At 71.1% G+C, this 25,217-nt stretch carries 25 protein-coding genes; 13 read left to right on the forward strand and 12 right to left on the reverse strand.

Translation table 11 applies throughout. The features are described from left to right. Positions 1–54: 54 nt before the first annotated feature. From AB0M11_RS02835 to AB0M11_RS02865, 7 genes are all read left to right on the forward strand, one after another. Complete coding sequence (locus AB0M11_RS02835) at positions 55–441, forward strand: GntR family transcriptional regulator (RefSeq protein WP_365700620.1); 387 nt, start codon at positions 55–57, stop codon at positions 439–441. Next, positions 438–1,319, forward strand: coding sequence for an ABC transporter ATP-binding protein (locus AB0M11_RS02840; protein ID WP_365700622.1), 882 nt, complete (start codon positions 438–440; stop codon positions 1,317–1,319). The genes AB0M11_RS02835 and AB0M11_RS02840 overlap by 4 nt, the downstream gene beginning before the upstream one ends. Beyond that, positions 1,316–2,335: an ABC transporter permease gene (locus AB0M11_RS02845; protein WP_365700624.1), complete on the forward strand. Its 1,020-nt coding sequence runs from the start codon at positions 1,316–1,318 to the stop codon at positions 2,333–2,335. Before AB0M11_RS02840 ends, AB0M11_RS02845 begins: the two co-directional genes overlap by 4 nt. Next, on the forward strand, positions 2,332–3,198 hold the full coding sequence (locus AB0M11_RS02850; RefSeq protein WP_365700626.1) for a hypothetical protein: 867 nt from the start codon (positions 2,332–2,334) through the stop codon (positions 3,196–3,198). Before AB0M11_RS02845 ends, AB0M11_RS02850 begins: the two co-directional genes overlap by 4 nt. A 408-nt stretch (positions 3,199–3,606) precedes the next feature. Beyond that, on the forward strand, positions 3,607–5,838 hold the full coding sequence (locus AB0M11_RS02855) for an RNA degradosome polyphosphate kinase (RefSeq protein ID WP_365700628.1): 2,232 nt from the start codon (positions 3,607–3,609) through the stop codon (positions 5,836–5,838). Beyond that, positions 5,819–6,841: a CHAD domain-containing protein gene (locus AB0M11_RS02860; RefSeq protein ID WP_365700630.1), complete on the forward strand. Its 1,023-nt coding sequence runs from the start codon at positions 5,819–5,821 to the stop codon at positions 6,839–6,841. Before AB0M11_RS02855 ends, AB0M11_RS02860 begins: the two co-directional genes overlap by 20 nt. Continuing rightward, on the forward strand, positions 6,838–7,254 hold the full coding sequence (locus AB0M11_RS02865; protein ID WP_365700632.1) for an NUDIX hydrolase: 417 nt from the start codon (positions 6,838–6,840) through the stop codon (positions 7,252–7,254). The genes AB0M11_RS02860 and AB0M11_RS02865 overlap by 4 nt, the downstream gene beginning before the upstream one ends. A gap of 144 nt (positions 7,255–7,398) precedes the next feature. On the opposite strand, the gene AB0M11_RS02870 is transcribed toward AB0M11_RS02865, so the two are convergent. Then, a complete protein-coding gene (locus AB0M11_RS02870; RefSeq protein WP_365700634.1) occupies positions 7,399–8,436 on the reverse strand; it encodes a CU044_5270 family protein in 1,038 nt (345 codons plus the stop codon). After that, positions 8,433–9,059 carry an RNA polymerase sigma factor gene (locus AB0M11_RS02875; RefSeq protein ID WP_365700636.1) on the reverse strand — a complete coding sequence of 209 codons (627 nt, stop codon included), beginning with the start codon at positions 9,057–9,059 and terminating at the stop codon, positions 8,433–8,435. The genes AB0M11_RS02870 and AB0M11_RS02875 overlap by 4 nt, the downstream gene beginning before the upstream one ends. A gap of 366 nt (positions 9,060–9,425) precedes the next feature. Here AB0M11_RS02875 and AB0M11_RS02880 point away from each other — a divergent pair, with 366 nt between their 5' ends. Beyond that, positions 9,426–10,280 (forward strand): hypothetical protein, encoded by an 855-nt coding sequence (locus tag AB0M11_RS02880; protein ID WP_365700638.1) that lies wholly within the window; start codon positions 9,426–9,428, stop codon positions 10,278–10,280. 104 nt (positions 10,281–10,384) lie between these two features. Next, a complete protein-coding gene (locus tag AB0M11_RS02885) occupies positions 10,385–10,552 on the forward strand; it encodes a hypothetical protein (RefSeq protein WP_365700640.1) in 168 nt (55 codons plus the stop codon). Positions 10,553–10,601: 49 nt separating this feature from the next. Here the strand turns inward: AB0M11_RS02885 and AB0M11_RS02890 are convergent, their stop codons facing one another. Then, positions 10,602–10,943 (reverse strand): metal-sensitive transcriptional regulator, encoded by a 342-nt coding sequence (locus AB0M11_RS02890; protein ID WP_365700641.1) that lies wholly within the window; start codon positions 10,941–10,943, stop codon positions 10,602–10,604. A 197-nt stretch (positions 10,944–11,140) separates the two neighbouring features. Between AB0M11_RS02890 and AB0M11_RS02895 the strand changes: the two genes are divergently transcribed. Continuing rightward, positions 11,141–11,761, forward strand: a complete 621-nt coding sequence (locus AB0M11_RS02895) for a DUF47 family protein (RefSeq protein WP_132892118.1) — start codon at positions 11,141–11,143, stop codon at positions 11,759–11,761. Between the two features lie 7 nt (positions 11,762–11,768). Continuing rightward, positions 11,769–12,767, forward strand: coding sequence for an inorganic phosphate transporter (locus AB0M11_RS02900; RefSeq protein WP_365700642.1), 999 nt, complete (start codon positions 11,769–11,771; stop codon positions 12,765–12,767). Positions 12,768–13,279: 512 nt separating this feature from the next. Here the strand turns inward: AB0M11_RS02900 and pstB are convergent. From pstB to pstS, 4 genes are all read right to left on the reverse strand, one after another. Beyond that, the gene (pstB, locus tag AB0M11_RS02905; protein ID WP_365700644.1) at positions 13,280–14,056 is read right to left on the reverse strand and encodes a phosphate ABC transporter ATP-binding protein PstB; all 777 of its coding nucleotides are present in this window, start codon (positions 14,054–14,056) and stop codon (positions 13,280–13,282) included. 38 nt (positions 14,057–14,094) lie between these two features. Continuing rightward, a complete protein-coding gene (gene pstA / locus AB0M11_RS02910) occupies positions 14,095–15,153 on the reverse strand; it encodes a phosphate ABC transporter permease PstA (RefSeq protein ID WP_365700645.1) in 1,059 nt (352 codons plus the stop codon). Further along, positions 15,150–16,163 carry a phosphate ABC transporter permease subunit PstC gene (gene pstC / locus AB0M11_RS02915; protein ID WP_365700646.1) on the reverse strand — a complete coding sequence of 338 codons (1,014 nt, stop codon included), beginning with the start codon at positions 16,161–16,163 and terminating at the stop codon, positions 15,150–15,152. The genes pstA and pstC overlap by 4 nt, the downstream gene beginning before the upstream one ends. A 142-nt stretch (positions 16,164–16,305) precedes the next feature. Further along, on the reverse strand, positions 16,306–17,436 hold the full coding sequence (gene pstS, locus AB0M11_RS02920; RefSeq protein WP_365700647.1) for a phosphate ABC transporter substrate-binding protein PstS: 1,131 nt from the start codon (positions 17,434–17,436) through the stop codon (positions 16,306–16,308). Positions 17,437–17,800: 364 nt separating this feature from the next. Between pstS and AB0M11_RS02925 the strand changes: the two genes are divergently transcribed. Beyond that, on the forward strand, positions 17,801–19,363 hold the full coding sequence (locus tag AB0M11_RS02925) for an FAD-binding oxidoreductase (protein ID WP_365700648.1): 1,563 nt from the start codon (positions 17,801–17,803) through the stop codon (positions 19,361–19,363). Positions 19,364–19,591: 228 nt separating this feature from the next. Here AB0M11_RS02925 and AB0M11_RS02930 read toward each other — a convergent pair whose 3' ends face one another. The 5 genes from AB0M11_RS02930 to AB0M11_RS02950 all read right to left on the reverse strand — a co-directional run bounded on the left by AB0M11_RS02930 (position 19,592) and on the right by AB0M11_RS02950 (position 24,389). Next, entirely contained in the window at positions 19,592–20,284 is a 693-nt protein-coding gene (locus AB0M11_RS02930; RefSeq protein WP_365700649.1) for a phosphatase PAP2 family protein, read from the reverse strand. 193 nt (positions 20,285–20,477) lie between these two features. Next, positions 20,478–21,497 (reverse strand): bifunctional lytic transglycosylase/C40 family peptidase, encoded by a 1,020-nt coding sequence (locus AB0M11_RS02935; protein ID WP_365700651.1) that lies wholly within the window; start codon positions 21,495–21,497, stop codon positions 20,478–20,480. Between the two features lie 87 nt (positions 21,498–21,584). Further along, positions 21,585–22,358: a trypsin-like peptidase domain-containing protein gene (locus AB0M11_RS02940; RefSeq protein ID WP_365700653.1), complete on the reverse strand. Its 774-nt coding sequence runs from the start codon at positions 22,356–22,358 to the stop codon at positions 21,585–21,587. A gap of 136 nt (positions 22,359–22,494) precedes the next feature. Next, positions 22,495–23,262, reverse strand: coding sequence for an SDR family oxidoreductase (locus tag AB0M11_RS02945; protein ID WP_365700655.1), 768 nt, complete (start codon positions 23,260–23,262; stop codon positions 22,495–22,497). A gap of 218 nt (positions 23,263–23,480) precedes the next feature. Then, positions 23,481–24,389 carry an oxidoreductase gene (locus AB0M11_RS02950; RefSeq protein WP_365700657.1) on the reverse strand — a complete coding sequence of 303 codons (909 nt, stop codon included), beginning with the start codon at positions 24,387–24,389 and terminating at the stop codon, positions 23,481–23,483. 54 nt (positions 24,390–24,443) lie between these two features. Between AB0M11_RS02950 and AB0M11_RS02955 the strand changes: the two genes are divergently transcribed. After that, entirely contained in the window at positions 24,444–25,046 is a 603-nt protein-coding gene (locus tag AB0M11_RS02955; protein ID WP_365700659.1) for a TetR/AcrR family transcriptional regulator, read from the forward strand. The last annotated feature ends 171 nt before the right edge of the window (positions 25,047–25,217 follow it).

A 25,217-nucleotide genomic window follows, 5' to 3' on the forward strand; every position in this document is an offset into this window, starting at 1 on the left:
GACGGCCTTCCACCACCCTTTCACTACTTAATTAGTGAAAGGGTGGTTGTACGGGTGGTCGAGTACCGCATCGACCGGCGCTCCGGCGTCGCCACCTACGTCCAGATCGTCCAGCAGACCAAGCAGGCCCTTCGCCTGGGCCACCTCCAGCCGGGAGACAGACTGCCGACCGCACGCGAGGTGGTCGAGGCCACCGCCATCAACCCCAACACGGTCCTGAAGGCCTACCGGGAGCTGGAGCGCGAGGGGCTGGTCGAGGCCCGGCGAGGCCTCGGCACCTTCGTGAAGCGCTCCCTGGGCACCGCCCCGGCCGAGTCCCCGCTCCACGGGGAGCTGGACGCCTGGGCCGACCGGGCCCGCGCGGCCGGCCTGGACCGCGACGACGTGGCCGCGCTCTTCACCGCCGTCCTCGAGAAGCACTTCCAAGGAGAGAGTTCATGACCGACACCGCGATAGCGGCGGCCGCGCTCGGCAAGCGGTTCGGCCGGCGCGGAGGCTGGGCGCTGCGGGACTGCGCCTTCCGGCTGCCCGCCGGGCGGGTCTGTGCCGTCGTCGGCCCCAACGGAGCGGGCAAGTCCACGCTCCTCGCGCTCGCCGCCGGCCTGCTGGGCGCCACCGAGGGAGTGCTGACCGTCCTCGGCACCACCCCGGCAAAGGCCCGCGCCCGGGTCGGTTACGTAGCCCAGGACAAGCCGCTCTACCCGCAGCTCACGGTCGCCGAGACCCTGCGGATGGGCGCCGACCTCAACCCGGGGCGCTGGGACGCGGCGGCCGCGGAGCACATCGTGGCCGCCGGCGACCTGGACCCCAAGGCCAAGGTCCGCGCGCTCTCCGGCGGCCAGCGCACCCGGGTCGCGCTCGCCCTCGCCCTCGGCAAGCGGCCCGAACTGCTCCTGCTGGACGAGCCGATGGCCGACCTCGACCCGCTCGCCCGGCACGAGCTGATGGGCGTGCTGATGGTGCAGGCCGCCCAGCACGGCACCACCATCGCGATGTCCTCGCACGTGGTCGCCGAACTGGAGGAGTCCTGCGACCACCTGCTGCTGATCGGCGGCGGCCGGGTCCGGCTGGCGGGCGAGATCGACGACCTGCTGGCCGCCCACACCCGGGTCGCCGCGGCCGCGGACACCGACCTCGCCCCGCACACCGTCGTGGAGTCCCGGGCCACCGGCCGTCAGCTCAGCGCCCTCATCCGCCCGGCCGGCGCGCTCCCCGGCGAGTGGCGCACCGAGACCCCCTCCCTGGAGGAACTGGTCCTCGGCCACCTCCGCAACCCCCAGGCCCCGGCGCTGGCCCCGACCGAGGAGGCCGTCGCGTGACCGCCCTGTCCGCACCCGGACCCTCGCCCTCGCCCTCGCCCGCACCCTCGTCGGCCGCCGCGGTCAGGCCGCGCCTGGCCCGCTGGGTGCTGCGGCTGCACCGCCCCGCGCTGTACACCTGGACAGCCCTCGTCGTCCTCACCACCGTCCTGCTCCTGCTGCTGCGCGGCCCGTTCACCGACGCGGCGGCCGAGGGCTGGCGGCAGTTCGACGCCTGCGGGTTCCACCCCAGGTGCGGCTACGACCAGGCCGCGATCCTGCGCTACAAGGACTGGTACAACTACGCCACCCTGGCCATGTCCGCCGTGCCCTTCCTGACCGCCGCCTGGGCGGGCGGCGCCCTCTTCGGCAGGGAACTGGAGTCGGGGACGGCCCGGCTGGCCTGGGCGCAGTCCAGCAGCCCGGTCCGCTGGCTGACGGTCCGGCTGGCGGTCCCGGCAGCCGTCGTCACGGCGGGTTCGGCCCTGCTGGTCTGGCTGCACCACCAGGCCTGGAGCGCGGGCAGGGGCCGGGTCGACACCCTCAAGCAGTGGTACGACATCTGGACCTTCCACACCAACGGCCCCACCCTCGTCGCCCTCGCCCTGGCCGGCCTCGCGGCGGGCGCGCTGACCGGCCTGCTGTGCCGGCGGGCACTGCCCGCCCTGGCCCTCGGCCTCCTGCTGACCGGCGCGATCTGGGTCGCGGTCCAGCGGCTGACGCCCCGGCTGTGGCCGCCCGTCACCCGGCTCAGCACCCTCCGCCAGGGATACACCGGCGCCGGGCTCGACGTCGCCTCGGGCCTGGTGACCCCGACCGGCGCGCACGTCCCCGACACCGGCTGCGCCTGGTACCTCGACCAGGGGTGCGGGGCGAGGGTGGACGCGGTCGGGTACTTCCACACCTACCACCCCTACTCCCACTACTGGCCGCTCCAGCTGACCACCACGGCCCTGATCCTCACCGTGACGGCCCTGCTGACCGCGGCCTGCTTCCTGCTGCTGCGCCGCCTGACCGGAAAGGCGGTCACCCGATGAGCGCCCTGCCCCTGACCGGCGGCGGCCTGTCCCGGACCGTGCTGCGGCTGCACCGGGCCGCCCTGCTGAGCTGGGCCGGGTTCGTGGCGGCCGTGAGCGGCTGGCTGGTGTGGCTGACCGAGGTCCCCGCCAAGGACCCGGAGCTTCGGGGACTGTCCTGCCTCGGTTCCTGCAACCGTCCCCTCCCGCTCCCGTACCCGACCCAGATGTACTGGGCCGCCACCCTGATCAGCTACGCCTTCGTCGCCGTCGCCGCGTTCGCGGGCAGCGCCCTGGTCGGCCGGGAACTGGAGTCGGGGACCGCCGGCCTGGCATGGACCCAGGGCGTCACCCCGACGCGCTGGCTGACCGCCAAACTGGCGCTGCCCGCCCTCGCGCTGACGGCGGGTGCCTCGGCCCTGGTCCTGGTCTTCCGCTGGGCCTTCGCCGCCCGTCCCGGCCTGCTGTGGACCGAGGACTGGACCGCCGCCCCCGTGTTCGTGGCGCGCGGCCCGCTGGCGGTGGCCTACGCCCTGTGCGCGCTCGCCGTCGGCACCCTCACCGCGCTGCTGCTGCGCCGCACGCTGGCCGCCCTCGGGGCCGCCGCCGGGGCGATGTGGGTCCTCGACACCGTGCTGACGTACTGCCGCCCGCACCTGTGGCCCGCCCGCACCCGGACCGGGGCGCACGCCTTCGATCTCCCGGACAGCGTCTGGCTGGTGAGCGAGGGCTCGAACGGCCACGGCGACTTCGCCACCTACCACCCCGTCTCCCACTACTGGCCCCTGCACCTCACCGAGACCGCGATCGTCCTCACCGTCGCCGTCCTGGCCGCCCTCCTGTCCTTCCGCCTCCTCAAGCACCGCACCGGGGCGCCCCTCTGAGGAGGGCGCGGGCCGCCGCGCCGGGCAGCCACGGGTGCACCGCGGGCGGGTCGACGGGCGGGTTCCGCCTCTTGCGCCCGACGGCCCGCTGCGGGACCGTCGGCCCGTGCCTCCCCCGGACGGCGGAAGGACGTACGGTGGCGGGGAAGCTCGTACGGGATCGTCGCTTTCGTGATCCTCCGCGCCCGCCCCGGCTGGTCACGGACGTCCGCGAGCCGCTCCCCGCTATCCCGCACGCCATGTCTTCGTAACCATTGGTTCAGACGGACTTGCGACGCTCAGCCAATGAAGCCCGCCGTGCCAGAACCTTCGCCACCCCCCGAGGGGTTCGCGGGGAACGGGGTCGTCCAGCTCCCACCCGCGCGTTCCGACGCGCCTGTGACGCCCCGGGCGCGGAAGAATGGGGGCATGAGTCAGCAGAACGCCCAGGCAGAGGTCCAGCACGCCCAGCCCTCCGTGGGCTCCATCGCCGCGCACCGCCCGCACACCGTGGCCGCCGCGGTCTCCGACCTGGAACCCGACATCGACGCCGACCTCGACGCGTACGAGGAGTCGCAGGCCGACGGGGCCCGGCTGCCCCAGGGGCGCTTCCTCGACCGGGAGCGCAGCTGGCTCGCGTTCAACGAGCGGGTGCTGGAGCTCGCCGAGGACCCGAACACGCCGCTGCTGGAGCGGGCGAACTTCCTGGCGATCTTCGCGAGCAACCTGGACGAGTTCTTCATGGTCCGGGTGGCAGGCCTCAAGCGCCGGATAGCCACCGGTGTGGCCACCCGGTCCGCCTCCGGGCTGCAGCCGCGCGAGGTGCTGGAGATGATCTGGGCCCGCTCGCGCGAACTGATGGCACGGCACGCCGCCTGCTACCACGAGGACGTCGCCCCCGCACTCGCGGAGGAGGGCATCCACCTGGTCCGTTGGAGCGAGCTGCTGGAGAAGGAGCAGGCGCGGCTCTTCACGCTCTTCCGGCACCAGATCTTCCCGGTGCTGACCCCGCTGGCGGTCGACCCGGCGCACCCCTTCCCGTACATCTCGGGCCTCTCCCTGAACCTGGCCGTGGTGGTCCGCAACCCGGTCAGCGGACACAAGCACTTCGCCCGGGTCAAGGTGCCGCCGTCGCTGTCCCGCTTCCTGGAGAGCTCCCCGGGCCGGTACGTCCCGATCGAGGACGTCATCGCCGCCCACCTGGAGGAGCTGTTCCCGGGCATGGAGGTCGTGGAGCACCACGCCTTCCGGCTGACGAGGAACGAGGACCTGGAGGTCGAGGAGGACGACGCGGAGAACCTGCTCAAGGCCCTGGAGAAGGAGCTCATGCGGCGCCGCTTCGGGCCGCCGGTGCGCCTGGAGGTCGAGGAGTCCGTCGACCGCGAGGTCCTCGACCTCCTGGTCCGGGAACTGAAGATCTCCGAGGCCGAGGTCTACCCGCTGCCCGGCCCGCTCGACCTGACCGGGCTGTTCCGCATCGCGAGCCTGGACCGGCCGGAGCTGAAGTACCGCAAGTTCATCGCCGGCACCCACCGGGACCTCGCCGAGGTGGAGTCCGCCTCCGCGCCCGACATCTTCGCCGCCCTGCGCGAGCGGGACGTGCTGCTGCACCACCCGTACGACAGCTTCTCCACCTCCGTGCAGGCCTTCATCGAACAGGCCGCCGACGACCCCGACGTCCTCGCGATCAAGCAGACCCTGTACCGGACCTCCGGCGACTCCCCGATCGTCAACGCGCTCATCGACGCCGCCGAGGCCGGCAAGCAGGTCCTCGTGCTGGTCGAGATCAAGGCCCGCTTCGACGAGCACGCCAACATCAAGTGGGCCAAGCGCCTGGAAGAGGCCGGCTGCCATGTCGTCTACGGCCTGGTCGGGCTCAAGACCCACTGCAAGCTCTCCCTGGTGGTCCGCCAGGAGGGCGAGACGCTGCGCCGCTACAGCCACGTCGGCACCGGCAACTACCACCCGAAGACGGCGAGACTGTACGAGGACCTCGGCCTGCTGACCGCCGACCCGCAGGTGGGCGCCGACCTGTCCGACCTGTTCAACCGCCTCTCCGGCTACTCCCGCCGGGAGACGTACCGCCGCCTGCTGGTGGCCCCCAAGTCGCTGCGCGACGGCCTGATCGCGCGTATCGAGAAGGAAATACAGCACCACAAGGCCGGACGCCCCGCGTTCGTCCGCATCAAGGTCAACTCGATGGTCGACGAGGCGATCATCGACGCCCTGTACCGCGCGTCCATGGCGGGCGTGCCGGTGGACATCTGGGTGCGCGGCATCTGCGCGATACGGCCGGGCGTCACCGGCCTGTCGGAGAACGTCCGGGTCCGCTCGGTCCTCGGCCGCTTCCTGGAGCACTCCCGGGTCTTCGCCTTCGGCAACGGCGGCGAGCCCGAGGTGTGGATCGGCAGCGCCGACATGATGCACCGCAACCTCGACCGCCGGATAGAGGCCCTGGTCCGGGTCACCGACCCGGCCCACCGGTCCGCGCTCAACCGGTTCCTCGAAAGCGGCATGTCCGACTCCACCTCCTCCTGGCACCTGGGCCCGGACGGCGAATGGACCCGGCACGCGACCGACGCCGACGGGCAGCCGCTGCGCAACATCCAGGAGATGCTCATAGACGCCCGGAGGCGCCGGCGTGGCACAGCAACACCTTGACCCGACGGACCCCACGACCCGGGCCGTGACCGGGGAAGCCCTCGCGGGCTACCTGCGCGCCCAGGCCACGGAGTTCCTCCGCGCGCTGCGCCTGCACCGGGAGACCGGGACGGCGAGCGCGGCGGAGGAGTCCGTCGACGCGGCCCGCGCCCTGCGCCGCTCGGCCCGGCGCATCAGCGGCAGCCTGCACACCTTCCGACCGCTCCTGGACACCGACTGGTCCGAGGAGATCCGGCCCGAACTGGCCTGGCTGTCAGGCACGTTGGGCCTGGAGCACGCCTACGAGGCCCGGCTGGAGCGCCTGTTGCTGGCGCTGCACCGCCTCTCCGGGTCGACGGCCCTGCCCGCCCAGGCCACTTCGGAGGCGGTGGCCGAGCGCGGCACCCTCACCGTCGGCGCGGCCAAGGCGGGCGCCCTCCTGGACCGCCAGCTCACCCTCGCCCGCACCCGCGCCCACTCCACCGCCCTCCAGGCGCTCGGCTCCTCCCGCTTCCACGCGGTCGCCGACAAGGTCGCGGTGCTGGCCAGCGAGGTCCCGCTGACGGCCGCGGCGCCCGCCACCGACCTGCGCCCGCAGGCGGCGGCGGCCGAGGAACGCCTCACCGACGCCATCGCCGCGCTCCCCCTGGTCACCGCGGGCCACCCCTACAACGCGGAGGCCCTGGTCCACGGCCTGTCCCCGGACCCGTCCCCGCATCCCCAGGACGGCCCCTGGCACCAGGTCCGGCTCCTGCTGCGCCTGCACCGCTACGCCCGCGAGGTGATGTGCGGCCAGGGCGCGCCGGCGGACGTACGGCTGCTCGCAGCCGGCCAGGCCCTGAACCGGCACCGGGACGCCTCGGAAGCGGCCGCGGCGGCCGCCGCCGCGGCCCGCACCCCGCGGATCGCCCCCGCGACGGCCTACGCCCTCGGCGTCCTCCACGCCGACCAGCGGCACGAGGTGGAGGCGGCCCGGTTCGCGTTCCAGCAGGCCTGGCAGAAGCAGCGGGTGGAGGCCGTGTGAGCGACACCCCGGTCCAGGCGGCGGGCTGCGTCCTGTGGCGCCGCTCGCCGGTCGACGGTGACCTGGAGGTCTGCCTCGTCCACCGCCCCAAGTACGACGACTGGTCCCACCCGAAGGGCAAGCTCAAGCGCGGCGAGGACGCGGTCACCGGCGCGTTGCGCGAGGTCGAGGAGGAAACCGGTTACACGGCGGCCCTCGGCAGCGAGCTGTCCACCGTCCACTACTACGCCAACGGCCGTCCCAAGGAGGTCCGTTACTGGGCCGGCGAAGCGGGAGAAGGCCACTTCACCCCGAACCACGAGGTCGACCGCATCCTGTGGCTGAGCCCACCCCAGGCACGAAGCCGCTTGACACAGCCGAGGGACGCCGAACTGGTGACCGAACTCCTGGCGTCACTCGACAACACGCAGTAGATCAGCGCTCCATCAGGGGCGGAAGGGCGGGGGGGACTGCGCCCCGTCAGGGGCGCTGGGGGGTACCCCCGCCGAAGGCTGGGGGGAGGAACTGCGCGACGAGCCTCCACCGGCCCGCAGCCGACCACAGAACCACAGCTCAGCTCAGGGCCGCTGACCGGCCTTGTCCACGACGGCGATCTCCAACTCCGCCTCGCTGGACAGCAACGTCCCCGCCCTCCCGTACGACCGGTCCTTGATCAGGTAGCTGCGGGACCCGAGGAACGAGTAGTCCTCCTTGTCGAAGACCCACTCGGTCCGCACCCCGTAGCGCGTGTCGTCACGGGCGATCCCGAGCCCCCGCCGTCCGATCGCGTCGCGCGCCTGCGGGGCCGCAGTGACACCGGGGATCTTCGCCGCGGCCCGGTAGAGCGCGGCGGCCGTGGCCGGCGGCATCATCCCGCCGAGCAGGGACCCGATCTGCTCGAACACCGCCTGGTCCCGTCCCCGGCCCTCGGCGAACGGGGTGTGCGCGTACAGGTAGGTCAGCAGCTTGTCGGGGTCGGTGGGCAGCGCACTGAACCAGCCGTAGGTGGGCCGGCCGAGCCCGGCCGGGGTGCCGTCGGTGTCCCCGAGCTCGGCGTTGACCGGCAGGGTCTCACCGTCCTCCCGGACCAGCCCGAGCCTGTGCAGGGGACCCGGTTCCTGGGCGATCCACGTCTCCCGTTCCCGCAGAGGGTCGAGGACGGCCTTCCCGCTGGTCAGATCGGCCCCCTGGGCCTTCTCCCGGGTGTAGACGAACTGGTCGTCCCGCACCCGGGGCACGGTGCGGTCCCCGGCGGCGTCGGAGATCCGGCCCAGGAGGGCCGCGGCGGGCCGCATGTCCGTGGCCACGCCGTGCGCGGTGGCGCCGGAGTGCTCCCGGGCGCCGCCGTTCAGGGCGACTCCTGCGGCCAGCGCGGCGGCCAGGGTCAGGGCGGTCGCCGGAGCCAGCAGCGCGGGCCGCAGCAGCCGGCGGCCGGAACGGGTACGGGTGACCCGCTCCCGGCCGGTCCCCCGGCCGGTCTCCCGGGCGATGGCGATGTCCTGGTCGATGCGGTGCATCAGCAGTTCCTTGTGACGATGGTGCTGCTCGCGCGGAAGGTCCTGGTCGGCCAGGGTCGGCAGCAGGCGGGCGATCTCCTCGCGGTCGCCGTCGTTCATGTGAGCTCCTTCCGTACGGGCAGGGCCGCGATCGCGGCCGCACTTGTCATCTCTCCACGGTCGGCGGGCAGTTCCGTGTTCTCCTCGGCGAGCCGGGCGAGTTTCCGGCGGGCCCGCGAAAGCCGGGACCGCACGGTGCCGATGGCGATGCCCAGGGCCTCGGCCGTCTCGCGGTAGTCCAGACCGGACCACACGCACAGGGCCAGCACCTCGCGTTCCTGGCGCCGCAGCCGGCCCAGGGCGGCCTGCACGGCCTGCAGGCGCCGTGCGTCGTCGATGCGCCCGACCGTCCGGGGCGCGAAGTCCTCCTCCGCCGGCGGCTGCGGCTGGCGTGCCAGGAACAGCTGGCGTCTGCGCTGCCCGCGGCGGGCGTTGTCCGCCTTGTGGGTGGCGATGCCCAGCAGCCAGGGCAGCAGCGAGCCGCCGTCCTCCAGCACCCGGTCGCGGGTCCGCCAGGCGGTCAGGAAGGTTTCGGACATGATCTCTTCGGCTGTCGACCAGTCGCCGGTCAGCCGCAGCCCGTGGTTGTAGACGGCGCGGGCGAACTCCTCGTACAGCTGGGCGAACGCCTCACGGTCCCCCTCGCGCACGCGGCGGCGCACCTCGTTCTCTGAGTCCCTCACGACCACTTCTCTCCACGGCACCCGGGGAGTTCCTGTGGCCTGTGTCACCCAGCCGCGCCGGACGGGACCTGCCTCACCCGCCGGTCACGTGCCCCTCCGCATCGGTCCGCGCAAGGCTTCTCGCCCTCCTGGCCGGCCCCCGCCACCCACACGTGCACCGCGCGAAACAGAACCGCCCTTGTTCAACGGTGCTCGCATTGTGTCCCGACCCCTGCAGGACCCGCCCGGAACCGTCTTCCTGCGCCACACCGACAACGCTACCCACGCCGGGTAAAGCCCAGGCATGCGTGACGGCCCCACCCACCCCTCGTTAAGCGGAACGACGCGGGACCCGTGACGGACGTACCGGCTGGGGGTAGGCAGGCGATGGAACGGCGGCAGCACTGGCGCGCTGGAATGACGGCCGTCACCGTAGGACTCGTGGTCGGCCTCGGCGCATGTGCCACCGGCTGCGGCGGCGCCACGGCGGAAGGCGCCAGCGGCACCCCCGGCGACAACCCCCTCGCCCTCCTGAAGCGCACGGCGGACACCCTGCGCGCCACCCGCACCTCTCAGGCGACGACCTCCATGGAGATGGCCGCCGGCGGCACCCGCGTCACCATCCGCGGCACGGGCGTCTACGACTACGACCGCCAGCTCGGCAGACTCACGGTCGTCCTCCCGCAGGACCCCGCCGGCGCCTCCGAGCACCGCCCGATCACCGAACTCCTCGCCCCGGGCGCGCTGTTCATGAAGAACCGGGGCGCCGGGGTGCCCGCCGACAAATGGGTCCGGGTGGAGACCGCGACCCTCTCCGACGGCAACCTGGTCACCGGCGGCGCGACCGACCCGTTCGCCGCGGCCGAGCTGCTGCGCGGCACGCGCTCCGCGACGTACCTGGGGAAGACCGAGCTCGCCGGGACCGAGGTCCGGCACTTCCGCGGCATCGCCGACCTGGCGGCCGCGGCCCGCTCTGCCTCCGCCGGCAACAGGGCCGCCCTGGCATCCGCGGCGAAAGGGTTCGCCACCGCCGAGGTCCCGTTCGACGTCTACCTCGACGACCAGGGCCGGATCCGGAAGCTCCGGCAGCGGTTCAGCTTCGTCAACGACAGCGGCAAGGGCACCGTGGCGGTCGCCTCGACGACTCAACTGTACGGTTTCGGCACCCCGGTGGACGTGAAACTGCCCCGCTCCGCGGACATCTACGCGGGCCGGATCGCCGAAAACCAGCCGACGCACTAGTCCGGGAACCATGTCGTACAACCTGTGAACTAGCCCGTCCGTGCCATGCGCGTTGTGTAGACCGCTGCCTACTCTAGAGAGTCGGTGACGGCAGAGAAGAGGTGATGCACGTGGCTCCGGTCGGCGGTACGGCAGTTCAGGACCACGTGGCCCTCGCCGAGATCGAGCTGTGCGGAGAACTGATCATCGCGGCGTCGGCCGCCGAGGACCGGCTCAGCCTGGAGAGCATCGACGAGGTGCTGCGCGTGGGCGAGGAGCACGAGACCCACTGATTCAGGCCAGGCAGCCAGGCCGGGCCCGCCCCGGTCACGTCGGGTCGGGTCAGGTCCGCAGCATGCGGGCGATGGCCTGGGTGGCCTCCTCGACCTTGGTGTCGATCTCGTCCCCGCCCTTGACCGCCGCATCGGCGACGCAGTGCCGCAGGTGCTCCTCCAGCAGTTGCAGGGCGAAGGACTGCAGGGCCTTGGTGGACGCCGAGACCTGGGTGAGTATGTCGATGCAGTAGGTGTCCTCGTCGACCATCCGCTGCAGACCCCGGATCTGCCCCTCGATCCGGCGCAGCCGCTTGAGGTGCTCGTCCTTCTGCTTGTGGTAGCCGTGCGTGGTCGCCGCTGACGCACCGCTTCCGGAGGGTGTCGTGGCGCCGGCCTCGGTGGTCGTCATCGCGTCCTCCGCATCATGGATTCATATACCCCTGGTGGGTATATGGTAACGAACTCTGCTGGGTATAGGGCCCTCGGGAAGCCCCCTTGCTGATCACCGTGGCCGATGAGCGAAACTGGACGGCGGCCCATTAGCCGTGGCCGGATGATGCGCTTAGCATCACCCTGACCGAAACCCATGCTTACCGAGGACCCCAAGTGCGCTTTCGTCTGACCCCCAGGGAGACGAGCTTCTACGACATGTTCGCCGCCTCCGCGGACAACATCGTCACGGGCTCGAAACTCCTGATGGAACTGCTCGGGGCGGACGCGTCTGCCCGAGCCGAGATCGCGGAGCGTATGCGGGCAGCGGAACACGCAGGTGACGACGCCACACACGCGATCTTCCACCAGCTGAACTCCTCGTTCATCACGCCCTTCGACCGCGAGGACATCTACACCCTCGCGTCCTCCCTCGACGACATCATGGACTTCATGGAGGAGGCCGTCGACCTGGTCGTCCTCTACAACGTCGAGGAACTGCCGAAGGGCGTCGAGCAGCAGATCGAGGTGCTGGCGCGGGCCGCCGACCTGACGGCCGAGGCGATGCCCCACCTGCGCACGCTGGACAACCTCACCGAGTACTGGATCGAGGTGAACCGCCTGGAGAACCAGGCGGACCAGATCCATCGCAAGCTTCTCGCCCACCTCTTCAACGGCAAGTACGACGCGATCGAGGTGCTGAAGCTCAAGCAGATCGTGGACGTCCTGGAAGAGGCGGCGGACGCGTTCGAGCACGTGGCGAACACGGTGGAGACCATCGCCGTCAAGGAGTCCTGAGCCGTCGATGGACACCTTCGCGCTCATCGTGACCATCATGGTCGCGCTCTTCTTCACGTACACGAACGGCTTCCACGACTCGGCGAACGCGATCGCCACCTCGGTCTCCACCCGGGCCCTGACGCCGCGCGCGGCCCTGGCGATGGCGGCTGTGATGAATCTCGCGGGCGCCTTCCTGGGCTCCGGGGTCGCCAAGACGGTCAGCGAGGGCCTGATCGAGACGCCCAAGGGCGCCACCGGCATGGGCATCCTGTTCGCCGCGCTGGTCGGCGCGATCGTATGGAACCTCGTCACCTGGTACTTCGGCCTGCCCTCGTCCTCCTCGCACGCGCTGTTCGGCGGCCTGGTGGGCGCGGCACTGGCCGGCGGCACGACCGTCCTGTGGCACGGCGTCCTCGACAAGATCATCATCCCGATGTTCCTGTCGCCGGTCGTCGGCCTGATCCTCGGCTACCTGGTCATGACGGCGATCATGTGGCTGTTCCGCCGCTCCAACCCGCACAAGACGAAGCGGGGCTTCCGGATAGCGCAGACCGTCTCGGCGGCCGGCATGGCCCTCGGTCACGGTCTCCAGGACGCCCAGAAGACGATGGGTGTCGTCGTGATGGCCCTGGTGATCTCCGGCCACGAGACGTACGGCGACCCGATCCCGGCGTGGGTGAAGATCATCTGCGCGCTGATGCTCTCCCTCGGCACCTACGCCGGCGGCTGGCGCATCATGCGCACCCTCGGCCGCAAGATCATCGAACTCGACCCCCCGCAGGGCTTCGCGGCCGAGGCCACCGGCGCGTCGATCATGTTCACCACGGCGTACCTGTTCAAGGCGCCGATCTCCACGACCCACGTCATCACCTCGGCGATCATGGGCGTCGGCGCGACGAAGCGGGTGAACGCGGTCCGCTGGGGCGTGGCCAAGAACATCGTCCTCGGCTGGTTCATCACGATGCCGGCGGCGGCCCTGGTGGCGGCAACGGCCTACGGCATCGTGCACCTCGCGTTCCTGTAACCGCTTGGCCCACCCACCCACCCGACTCGGTCGGTGAAAAGCCCAGGTCGAAACACCCCGAACGCGAACCCCCGACCGCACCCCACCAGCGGCACGAGGAACCACACGACCGGCCACACCCCACCCGCACCCGAACCCCAACAGCACCCCCCCTAGGGGCGCGAGGAACCGCGCGACCAGCCACACCGCACCCGCCCCACGCCAGCCCCACCCACGGAAGCCTTCCGGGACCCGGTCCACTCAACGCCCCCGAAAGGGGCGCGAGGAACTGCGCGACCAGCCACAACCCACCCGCAGCCGCCGTACGACAGTGCCCCCCACCCCGTCCGCGCCCACCCAGGCCCGCGGCCGTCGTCGCACGGCGCCACCCACCCTCGGCCTCACCCCTCTCGGGCAGTCGGGCAGGCACGGAAACGCAGGCGGGCCCGCCCCCGGGAGCCAGGGGCGGGCCCTTTGCGTCCTCGCGGTGGCACCGCCATGCAGCACCGCGAGGGGTCGGTGGGCACCTCGGCTCAGCCGAAGCGGCCGGAGATGTAGTCCTCCGTGGCCTGGACCGACGGGTTGGAGAAGATGCGCTCCGTCTCGTCGATCTCGATCAGCTTGCCGGGCTGGCCGACGGCGGCGAGGTTGAAGAACGCCGTGCGGTCGGAGACACGCGCCGCCTGCTGCATGTTGTGCGTCACGATGACGATCGTGAAGCGCTCCTTCAGCTCACCGATCAGGTCCTCGATCGCCAGCGTCGAGATGGGGTCGAGCGCCGAGCACGGCTCGTCCATGAGCAGCACCTTCGGCTCGACCGCGATCGCGCGGGCGATGCACAGACGCTGCTGCTGACCACCGGAGAGACCGGAACCCGGCTTGTTCAGGCGGTCCTTGACCTCGTTCCAGAGGTTGGCACCCTTGAGCGACTTCTCGACGATGTCGGTCAGCTCGCTCTTCTTGAAGTTGCCGTTCAGCTTCAGACCCGCCGCCACGTTGTCGAAGATCGACATCGTGGGGAAGGGGTTGGGGCGCTGGAAGACCATGCCGATCTCGCGGCGCACCGACACCGGGTCGATACCGGCGCCGTACAGGTTCTCGTCGTCGAGGAGGACCTTGCCCTCGACACGGCCGCCGGGGGTGACCTCGTGCATGCGGTTGAGCGTGCGCAGGAACGTCGACTTGCCGCAGCCGGAGGGGCCGATGAACGCCGTGACGGTGCGCGGCTCGATGTTCATCGAGATGTCGTCGATGGCCTTGTGGGAGCCGTAGTAGGCGGTGAGCCCGCTCACGTCGATTCGCTTGGACATTACTTCTTCACTTCCAGGAGTCGGTCGCTGTCGGCCGGTCAGCGACCGGTCTTGGGGGCCTTCCAGCGGGCGATGCCGCGGGCCACCAGGTTCAGGATCATCACGAAGGCGATCAGCGTGAGCGAGGCCGCCCAGGCACGGTCGTACGCCGCGTTGGCACCGGCGCTGTTCGCGTACTGCTGGTAGATGAACAGCGGCAGCGACGACTGCGCACCCTCGAAGGGGTTGTTGTTGATGAACGGGTTGCCGAACACCAGCAGCAGCACCGGCGCGGTCTCACCCGCGATACGGGCGATGGCCAGCATGACACCGGTCGTGATGCCGCCGATGGAGGTCGGCAGGACCACCTTCAGGATGGTGCGCCACTTGGGCACGCCGAGCGCCAGCGACGCCTCGCGCAGCTCGTTCGGGACGAGCTTGAGCATCTCCTCGGTGGAGCGCACGACCACCGGCATCATCAGGATGGCCAGGGCCAGCGATCCGGCGAAGCCGAAGGGCTGCATGTCGAAGATCAGCATGAGGCTGAGGATGAACAGACCCGCGACGATCGACGGGATACCGGTCATCACGTCCACGAAGAAGGTGACGGCCTTGGCGAGGCGGCCGCGCCCGTACTCGACGAGGTAGACCGCGGTGAGGATGCCGATCGGGGCGCCGATCAGGGTGGCGAGGCCGACCTGCTCCAGGGAGCCGATGATGGCCGCGTAGGCGCCACCACCGGGCTGGGAGTCCGCGACGACACCCATGGAGTGGGAGAGGAAGTAGGGGTCCAGGACCTTCACACCGCGCGAGACGGTCACCCAGAGCAGGGAGACCAGCGGGACCACGGCGACGACGAAGGCGACCCAGACCAGCGAGGTGGCGACCCGGTCCTTGGCCTGCCGGCTGCCCTCCACGCGGGCGGCGATGACATAGGTGCCGAGGACGTAGAGGAGGCCGGCGATCAGGCCCCACTGGACCTTGCTGTCCAGGCCGGCCACGAGGCCGATGAGCACGCCGAGGACGACGGATCCGCCGACGATGGCGTAGGGGGACCACTTCGGGAGGCTGGCACCGCGCAGGGTGCTGGCGCTGCTGTCGACTGCTGCGGTGCTCATGCGTTGGCCCCCGAGTACTCCGCGCGGCGGGCGATGATCACGCGGGCCGCGCCGTTGACCAGCAGGGTGATGACGAAGAGGACCAGACCGGAGGCGATGAGCGCGTCACGGCCGTCGGAGGTCGCCTCGCCGAACTTGCTGGCGATGTTCTGGGCGAAGGTGCCGCCGCCCGGGTTGAGCAGGCTGGCATGGATGTCGAAGTCCGGGGAGAGCACGGTGGCGACGGCCATCGTCTCGCCGAGGGCGCGGCCGAGGCCGAGCATCGAGGCGGAGATCACGCCGGAGCGGCCGAAGGGCAGCACCGCCATGCGGATGACCTCCCAGCGGGTGGCGCCGAGGGCCAGGGCGGCCTCTTCGTGCATCTGCGGGACCTGGCGGAAGACCTCGCGGCTCACGTTGGTGATGACCGGCAGGATCATGATCGCGAGCAGGATCGACACGGTCAGGATCGAGCGCGGGGCGCCGCCGTCCCAGGAGAAGATCCCGGTCCAGCCGAAGTAGTCGTTCAACCAGCTGAACAGGCCGGTCATGTGCGGTACGAGGACCAGGCCGCCCCAGAGGCCGTACACGATGGACGGCACGGCGGCGAGCAGGTCGATCACGTAGGCGACCGGGCCGGCCAGGCGGCGCGGCGCGTAGTGCGTGATGAACAGCGCGATCGCGACCGAGATCGGGACCGCGATGGCCATGGCGATGATCGAGGAGACGATCGTGCCGAAGGCGAGGACCGCGATGCCGAAGCTCGGCGGGATGAGGTTGGTGTTCCACTCGAAGGTGGTGAGGAAGTTGCCGTGGTCGCGGTTGATCGCGAGGACGGCCCGGTAGGTGAGGAAGACCGCGATCGCGGCCATGATCACCAGGAGCAGGATGCCGGAGCCGCGGGAGAGACCGAGGAAGACTCGGTCACCGACCCGGGTGGCGCCGCGCGCGTTGCGCTTCTGCTCGGCCACGGAGGGCTGGGGGGGTGTGGGGGGAGAGGCGTCGTCTGCTGTCTGCGTCGTTATGTCCATCGGGTTCTCCGGTCTGCGGAGTCGCCTGAGGGCGGCTCGGAGGAGCCGTACTCCCCACACGTAAGGGCGTACGGCTCCGGGCGGCGGTGCACCGGACGGTGCGGCCGGGTTCCGTCCGGAACCCGGCCGCACTCGCGGATCTTTAGCTCAGGCCCTCGACGGTGGTGCGGACCTTGGCGATGATCTCGTCGGGGATCGGGGCGTAGTCGATCGTGGAGAGGATCTTCTGGCCGTCCTCGGAGGCGATGTAGCGCAGGAACGCCTTGGTCGCCGGGAGGGTGTCGGCCTTGTTGCCCTTGTCGCAGGCGATCTCGTAGGTGACCAGGCTGATCGGGTACGCGCCCTCGGCCTTGGTCTTGTAGTCCAGCTTCAGCGACAGGTCCTTGCCGGTGCCGACGACCTGGGCGGCCGCGATGTCGGCGGTGGCGGACGCGGTGGACGGGGCGACCGGCTTGCTGGCGCCCGTGTCGATGCTGGCGGCCTTGATGCCGTCCGAGACGTAGGAGAGCTCGAAGTAGCCGATGGCGCCGGAGGTCTGCTTGACCTGCTGGGCGACACCCGCGGACTGCGGAGCGGACTGGCCGCCCTTGGCCTGCCAGGCCTTGCCGCCGGAGTACTTCCAGTTGGACGGGGTGGTGGCGATCAGGTACTTGGTCAGGTTGTCCGTCGTACCCGACTCGTCCGAGCGGTGGAACGCCTGGATCTTCAGGTTCGGGAGCTTCGCGGTCGGGTTCAGCTTCTTGATCGCCGCGTCGTTCCAGTTGGTGATCTTGCTGTCGAAGATCTTGGCGAGGGTCGGCGCGTCCAGAACCAGGTTGTCGACACCCGGGACGTTGTAGCCGATCGCAATGGCGCCGCCGACCATCGGGAGGTCGATGCCCTGGCCGCCGGAGCAGACCTTCTTGGAGGCGGTGACCTCTTCCGGCTTGAGCGCGGAGTCGGAACCGGCGAAGGCGATCTGACCCTGCGTGAAGGCGGTCACACCGGCACCGGAGCCGGAGCCCTTGTAGTTGATCTGGACACCACAGGCCTGCGAGAAGTTCTTCACCCAGGCGTCGATCGCGTTCTTCTGCGCGGAGGAGCCGTCGGCGAGCAGCTGACCCTTGGCGCCGTCGCACTTGATGGAGCTGGCGTTGGCGGACGCCGAAGACGTGCTCGAACCGCTGCCGCCACCGTTGTCGTCCGAGCCGCACGCCGTAAGGGCCAGGGCGCCGGAGACGGCGACAGCACCGAGAGACAGGGCGCGCAGCCGGTTCTTGCGCTGAAGCTTCACTTTCGGGAGTTCCTTCCAGAGGCGCCACCTTCGGCGGCGTGCGAAGTAAGTGGTGGGCGACGACCTCCTGCACTGGGGCATTGACGGCCGCTCACCGCACCCGGTACGGCCGAAATTAGGCAGAACAGGTGAAGCGGCCGATGGCCATAGGTGAACGGAGGGTGAACCCCTGCCGTCAACCCGGTGAGGTCACGGAACGCTTACGGTGAGGGCACGTGCCGGTTCCAACGGGCGGGTTAAGCGAACAAGTCTTCGGCGTTCGCCATCGCAGTCGTTACGACGTCACAGCGTCCGTTACACCGCACGGGAACCCGTGTGCGACGAACGCCGTCTCGTCCCACGACAGCCGACGAAAGGCACGGGCATGGAACGGCGTACCTTCATATCGGGCGGGGCGGCCGCCCTCGCGGCGACCGCACTGGCGGGGTGCAGCTCCGGCGGCGCCACCGCGGCCCGCACAACCGGGGCGCCGCTCGCCACCACATCCTCCCGTACGGCGCTGAAGACCACCAGCGCGGCGGCCGCGGCCAACTGGACGGCCCTCGCGCACGCCCTCGACGGCACCCTGGTACGCCCCGGCGACGCCTCCTGGGCGACGGCGCACCAGCTCTACAACACCCGCTTCGACGGCCTGAAACCGGCGGCGGTCGCGTACGTGGCCCACGCCGACGACATCCGCACCACGCTGTCCTACGCCCAGGCCCACGCACTGAAGGTCTCGATCCGCAACGGCGGCCACTCCTACGCGGGCTACTCCTCCGGTGACGGCCGTCTGATCGTCGACGTCTCGAAGCTGAACCGCGTCCGCGTCAGCGGCGGCACCGCGGTCGTCGGCGCCGGCGCCAAACTGATCGACGTCTACCGGGCCCTGGCGGCCAAGGGCGTGACCATACCGGCGGGCTCCTGCCCCACCGTCGGCGTCTCCGGCCTGGTCCTGGGCGGCGGCCACGGGGTCGCGTCCCGCGCGTACGGCCTGACCTGCGACAGCCTCACGCGGGCGACGGCCGTCACGGCCGACGGCACGCAGGTGACCGCCGACGCGAGCAGCAACGCCGACCTCTTCTGGGCCCTGCGCGGCGCCGGCAACGGCAACTTCGGCGTCGTCACCGAACTCCAGTTCCGGACCCACCCGACCCCGCAGGGGGTCACGGCGTACCTGACCTGGCCGTGGTCCAAGGCGGCGCAGGTCCTCAAGGCCTGGCAGGAGTGGGGCCCCGCCCAGCCCGACGAGATCTGGTCCTCCCTGCACCTGGAGAACTCGGGCAGCGGCCCGCGCGTCTCGGTGGCCTGCTTCTCGATGGGCACGTACGGCGAGCTGCAGAACGCGGTCGACGCGCTCGCCCACAAGGCGGGCGCCAACGCCTCCTCCGTCTCGCTGCGCCGCCACGCCTACGAGGAGGTGATGGAGATCTACGCCGGCTGCTCCTCCTTCGCCACCGAACCCCAGTGCCACCTGCCGGGCTCCACCCCCGGCCGCTCCCCGCAGGGCAGGCTCGGCCGCGAGACGTACGCGGCCCGCTCCGACTTCTTCGACCGCTCGCTCTCGGCGGCCGGCATCCAGACGGCCCTGCGGCAGATCGCCGGCGTCCGGGGCGGTGCGGGCAGTATCGCGTTCACGGCGCTGGGCGGAGCGGTGAACAGGGTGGCGCCGACGGCCACGGCGTTCGTGCACCGGCGGTCGCGGATGCTGGCGCAGTACATCGTGTCGTGGGGGGCGGGGGGCACCGGCAGTACGGGGCAGTCCTGGCTGGGCGCGGCACACGCCGCTATGAAGCCGTACGCCTCCGGCGCGGCCTACCAGAACTACACGGACCCGACGCTGACCGGCTGGAAGCAGGCGTACTACGGCGACGCCGTGACCAAACTGGCCAAGGTGAAGAAGCAGTACGACCCGAACCGGTTCTTCTCTTCGCCGCAGGGGTTGTAGATGTAGAGCGGGGTGGCTGGGCGGATCGTGCATCCACGGGCGCGGGGGGGGGCTGATCGCGCAGTTCCCCGCGCCCCTTGCGGGGCGGTTCGCTCGCCGCCTCCTCCCAGCCGCGCGCGCTCCTGACACTTCTCAGCTGCGGGCAGTCGTGCCGCTGGGGCGGCACGGGTGGGCGCAGCGGCACCCTGCCAGCGCCGGTAAGCCCCCCCTCGGGCCCCCAGCCCCGGCCTACGCCGCCAGGTCACGCTCCTCCGCTGCCACGGGCGTTCGCGCCCCCCGCACCAGTCCCACCCGCGCCGACCGCCGACGCACGATCCACCCCACCCGCGGCGCCCCCTCCACCGCCTTCATCACCGGCGTCAGCAGAGCCGTCGCCAGCGGGGACAGCAGCAGCGCGACCGCCGTGCCGAGGGCGAACCCGCCGATCACGTCCGTCGGGTAGTGCACCCCCATGTACACCCGGCAGAACCCCTCAAGCAGCGCCAGCCCTATCCCCGCCACCCCGAACTTCCGGTGGGCGACGAACAGGCCGACCCCCAGCGCCATGGTGATCGTCGCGTGGTCACTCACGAAGGAGTAGTCGGTCTTGCCGGAGACCAGGACGTCGAGGCCCTGGTGGGTGAGGAACGGCCGGGGCCGCTCGACGAAGCCGCGGATGGGAACGTTCACGAGGACGGCGATCGCGGCGGCGAGCGGCGCCCAGACCAGCGCGGCCATGGTGGCGGGCAGGTCCTCGTCCGCCCGGCGCCGCACGGACCACCAGCACCCCACCACCAGCAGCACCATCGCGACCAGCAGTCCGTACTCCCCGACGAACTCCACGGCCCGGTCGAACCAGTGCGGCGCGTCCTTGGCCAGGCCGTTGATGTCGTAGAGCAGGTCGACGTCGGGGTTCGATCCGGATTCGGCGAGTACAGCCATCGTGCTGCGGCCCCTTCGTCGTCGTTCCGGGACGCACCTGGTGTGCGTCGCTCGCTGCCACCCCCGTGGTCGGCTACGTCAACAGGAACGCATGCCCCCCACCCCTGCGTTCCAGGTTCCACCGAATGATCACGCAGACGTTATCGAAGAGAGATACAAAGCCCCAGCTCAGGGGGTGGGTTATACGCTCCGTTCACACCGTCGTGGGGAGCGCTTTCGCGCCATCTTCGGTGACGCGGGTGGCCCCGAAGTAGTCGGCGGAATCAATGGGGTCGAAACGGATCACGGCCCCGGTGTAGGGAGCGTCGATCATGTATCCGCCGCCGACGTAGATCCCCACGTGGTGGATGGCACGGGAGTTCGTGAGGTCGGTGGAGAAGAAGACGAGGTCGCCGGGGAGCAGTTCGCTGCGCGAGGGATGCGGCCCGGCGTTGTACTGGTCGTTGGCCACGCGCGGCAGCGTGATCCCGACGCTGGCGTACGCCGCCTTGGTCAGCCCTGAGCAGTCGAACCGGCCGCCGTCCGCGGCGGTGCCGTTGCCGCCCCAGAGGTAGGGGGTGCCGAGCTTCGTCTGGGCGTAGTTGATGGCCCCGGCGGCCTGCTTGGTCGGGGAGAGCCGGCTGACCGGCGCGGCGAAGCTCTGCTCCAGGGTGGTGATCGTCCTGACGTAGTTCTGGGTCTCCTTGTACGGCGGCACGCCCTTGTACTTGATGACCGCGTACGCCCCCGCGTTGTAGGCGGCGAGCATGTTCTCGGAGAGGTTGCCGGGGACGTCCTTGACGTACGAGGCGAGCTCGCAGTCGTAGGAGGCGGCCGACGGGATCGCGTCGTTCGGGTCCCAGACGTCCCGTACCCCGTCGCCGTTGCCGTCGATGCCGTGGGTGGCCCAGGTGCCCGGGATGAACTGAGCTATCCCCTGCGCGGCCGCCGGGCTCTGCGCCCTCGGGTTGAACCCGCTCTCCTGGTAGAGCTGTGCGGCGAGCAGCGCGGGGTTGAGGGCGGAGCAGAGGTTGCCCCACTTCTGCACGAGCGTGGAGTACGCGGCCGGTACGGCGCCCTTGGCCAGGGTCTTGCCGGCGCCGCCGACGCCGTTGAGAAGGTTCCCGGCGACGATGTACACGCCGACGACGAGCAGCATGACGAAGCTCACCCCGAGCGCCGTCACCGCGCCACCGACCACCCATACTTTCCGCACGCCCCAACCCTCCCCCATGTCAGGGCTGTTCAACGCCATTTCGGCCGAGAGTGGCGCTATTTCACAGGAAGACGCCCCACATGACGCCCCCTCAGCGGCTCTCTTTCAGCCGGCCGTGGCGTCCTGGTACAGCTCGGCGGCCTCCCGGCCGAGCACCACGCTGTACGAGACGTCGGGAGTCGACCCGCCCTGCTCGTGCCCGCCCAGCACCCCGACCACCTCGTGGTCCCCGTTCACCCACGGGCTCCCGCTCGTGCCGCCCGTGAACTCGGGGCAGTCGATGCGCTGTTGGGTGGCGCTGTGGGCGACGGGTTTGTTGGTGCAGCTGACCGGCACCTCACGGGAGTCGGGGTAGCCGGTGACGGTGACGGCGGTGGCGCCGGTGGCCACCCCGGCGGCGAACCGGTTGCTCCCGGTCACGTCCTCGATCCGCCTGCCGCCCCGCTCGTCCAGGACGGCGAAGGCGATGTCGCTGTCCTCGTCCTGCCCGTGCGCCCATCCGTCGGGCAGGTACCGCTTGCCGATCTTCCACACCCCGTACGGCGCCTGGCCGTCCCGGTATCCCGGCACGAACACCAGTCCGGTGGCGTCGCCCTCCCCGTCGATGCAGTGGGCGGCCGTGATGATCAGGTCCCGCCGCGGGCTGTGCACGACGGAGGCGGTGCAGAAGTGGTTGCCGGACAGGCTGCCGGCCTTGTCGGCGCCGAACAGCGCCCCGACCCGGGCGCTCTGAGCCGTGTCCCCGACCACCGCGGTCACCCCGAACGGCCCGGCGGCCTCGTCGGCGGCCGCGACGGAGGCCGAGGTGGCGGCCAGTACGAGCACGGCGCAGAGCGCGACGCGTCGCGAGGTGACGGAGATACCCGAGGTGCGCTTCATCAGCGCCCACTGTCCCCCACAAAGGTGAGAAACGGTTCCCGACTTCGCTGAGATTTTCCTGGGAACCGCCCTTGCGGCCGGTACGTCGTCCCCGGAACGGGTCCTTTCGTGGCGAATCCGTCAGGCGCCGCGGCGCTCAGAACGTCGTCGTCATCCCGCCGTCCACCGCGATCGTCTGCCCGGTGATGAAGGACGCCGCGTCGCTCGCCAGGAAGACGACGACGCCCGCGATCTCGGCCGGGCGGCCCCAGCGGCCCAGTGCGGTCCTGGTGCGCAGCCATCTGTCCTGCTCCGGGTCCTCGGCGTGCTCCGGGTCGGCGTCCGTGGCGAAGGTGCCCGGGGCCACCGAGTTCACGGTCGTGCCGCTGGGGCCGAGGTCGGCGGCGAGCGCCCGGGTCAGGCCGTCCAGGCCCGCCTTCGCCGTGGCGTAGGCGACGTCGCCGATGCGGCCGAGCCGGCCGACGACGGACGAGACGTTGATGATGCGGCCCGGGGTGGAGCGCGCGGCCAGTCCCCGGGCGACCGTCTGGCTCAGCGCGTACGCCGACGTCAGGTGGACGTCGAGCAGTTCGGACAGCTCCTCGGGGGTCATCTCCTCGACGCCTCCGCGGTCCCGGGGGCCCACGTTGTTGACAAGGATGTCGAGCGCGCCGAGCGCGGTCACGGCCTCCTCGGCCCCCTCGCGGTCCGTGACGTCGAAGGCGGCGCCCGTCACGTCCAGGCCGTCGTCCTCCCGCAGCCGGGAGACCGCCTCCGCCAGCGCCGTGGCGTCCCGGCCGTTGAGGACGACCCGCGCACCGGCGCCGGCCAGCCCCCGCGCCATCTCCAGGCCGAGCCCGCGCACGGAGCCGGTCACCAGAGCCGTACGCCCGTCGAGCGTGAAGTCCACGGCGCCGCCGCGCATCCGGCCACCTCCCGGAGAGCCGTCGTATCCGTCGATCCGTCGTCTGCGCTCACCGTATCCGGACGCCACACCGGTCCTACCGGCCACCCGGCACCCGAACGCTCACCCGCCCGACCCGCCGGTCGCCCGGCACACCCGTCGGCCACCCGGCCCGCCCTCGGTCACCAACCCGCCGATCACGCGGCACTCCCGCACGGTCGCGCGGCCGGCCCGCACGGTCACGCCGTCTCGACGCCCAGCGGCCAGCGCACGCCCGTCAGCTCCTCCGACAGCGTCCACAGTCTGCGGGCCGCCGCCGGGTCGCTGGCCGCCGCGCTGCGGCCGACCAGGGTGGGCGCGCCCCGCATCTCGCCCAGGCCGTCCGGGCCGACATAGCTGGCGCCCGGCAGGTCCTGGGTCGCCGCGTACAGCGTGGGCAGGGTGCCCGCGCGGTCGTCCTGGGCGACGAGGAGGTTGCCGAGCCGCATGCCCAGGCGGGCCAGCGGACTGGCGGTGTGGCTCTGCAGGTTGGTGGCCGCGTAGCCGGGGTGGGCGGCGAGGGCGCGGACCCGGGAGCCGGACTCGGTCAGCCGGCGCTGCAGCTCCAGCACGAAGAGCAGGTTCGCCAGCTTGGACTGGGCGTAGGCCCGGGTCGGGTGGTAGGCGCCCTCCAGGTTCACGTTCTCGAAGCGGATCACTCCGTCGCCGCTCCGGTGCAGACCCGAGGAGACCGTCACCACACGGTCCGTGACATACGGCAACAGCAGGTTCGTCAGCGCGAAGTGGCCCAGGTGGTTGGTGCCGAACTGCATCTCGAAGCCGTCCTTGGTGCGCAGCTCCGGGAGCATCATCACGCCCGCGTTGTTGATCAGGAGGTCCAGCGGCCGGTCCCAGCCCGCGGCGAACTCCCGCACCGAGGACAGGTCGGCCAGGTCCAGACGGCGGACCTCGGTGCTGCCGGTCACCCGCGCCGCGGCCGCCCGCCCGCGCTCCACGTCGCGTACCGCCAGCACCACGTGCGCGCCCGCGCCGGCCAGCGCGTCCGCGGCCGTGAAGCCGAGGCCGCTGTTGGCCCCGGTGACCACGGCCGTACGTCCGGAGAGATCGGGGAGCTGGGAGACGTTCCATTTGTTCTTCTTCTCAGCCATGGCCGCAAATGTAGGCGCCGACAACAATGATGTCAACGACAACATCGGGTTACGATGACCGGCATGTCGCAAAGCCGCCCCTACCACCATGGAGACCTGCGCGCCGCCCTGCTCGCCAGCGCCGAGCGCACCCTGCGCGAGCGGGGCAGCGCCGCCCTGTCCCTGCGCGAACTGGCCCGCGACATCGGGGTGAGCCATGCCGCCCCCGGCCGGCACTTCAAGGACAAGCAGGCCCTGCTGGACGCGCTCGCCCGCACCGGCTTCGAGCGCCTGAACGAGGCACTGGACGCGGCGGACCTCCCGGACACCGCCCTGGAACCGCGCCTCACCGCGCTCGCCCGCGCCTACGTCACCTTCGCCGTCACCAACCCCGAGCTGCTGGAGCTGATGTACTCCCGCAAGCACGACCCGGACATCGACGCCGAACTGGCCACCGCCGCCGAGCACGCGATGGGCTGCTTCGTCCAGCTGGTCGCCGACGCCCAGCGGCGCGGCGAGATCGTCGAGGGCGACCCGGAGGCCGTCACCCTCGCGGCCGCGGCAGGCATCCACGGCCTGGCCGCGCTGGCCACCAACGGCAGCCTCCGGCCGGAGGCGGTGCTGGCCGGCCTGGAGCACCACATCCACCTCATGCTGTACGGCCTCAAGCCCCGCTGATCCAGGCCTGATTCGGCTTTCCCGGCGGCTCGGTACGCCCGATCAACGCGCATTGAGCCCTGCCCGGAACGGACTTCGGGTCAATCGAACCCCAATTTCCGGCCATCCGGGCCCCAATGATCAGTAAGCCCTTCCCGCCCTTGGGTAACGCGGAAGTCAGGATTCCGAAAC

Origin of the sequence: Streptomyces sp. NPDC051987, assembly GCF_040680735.1 — a bacterium.
GTDB lineage: Bacteria > Actinomycetota > Actinomycetes > Streptomycetales > Streptomycetaceae > Streptomyces.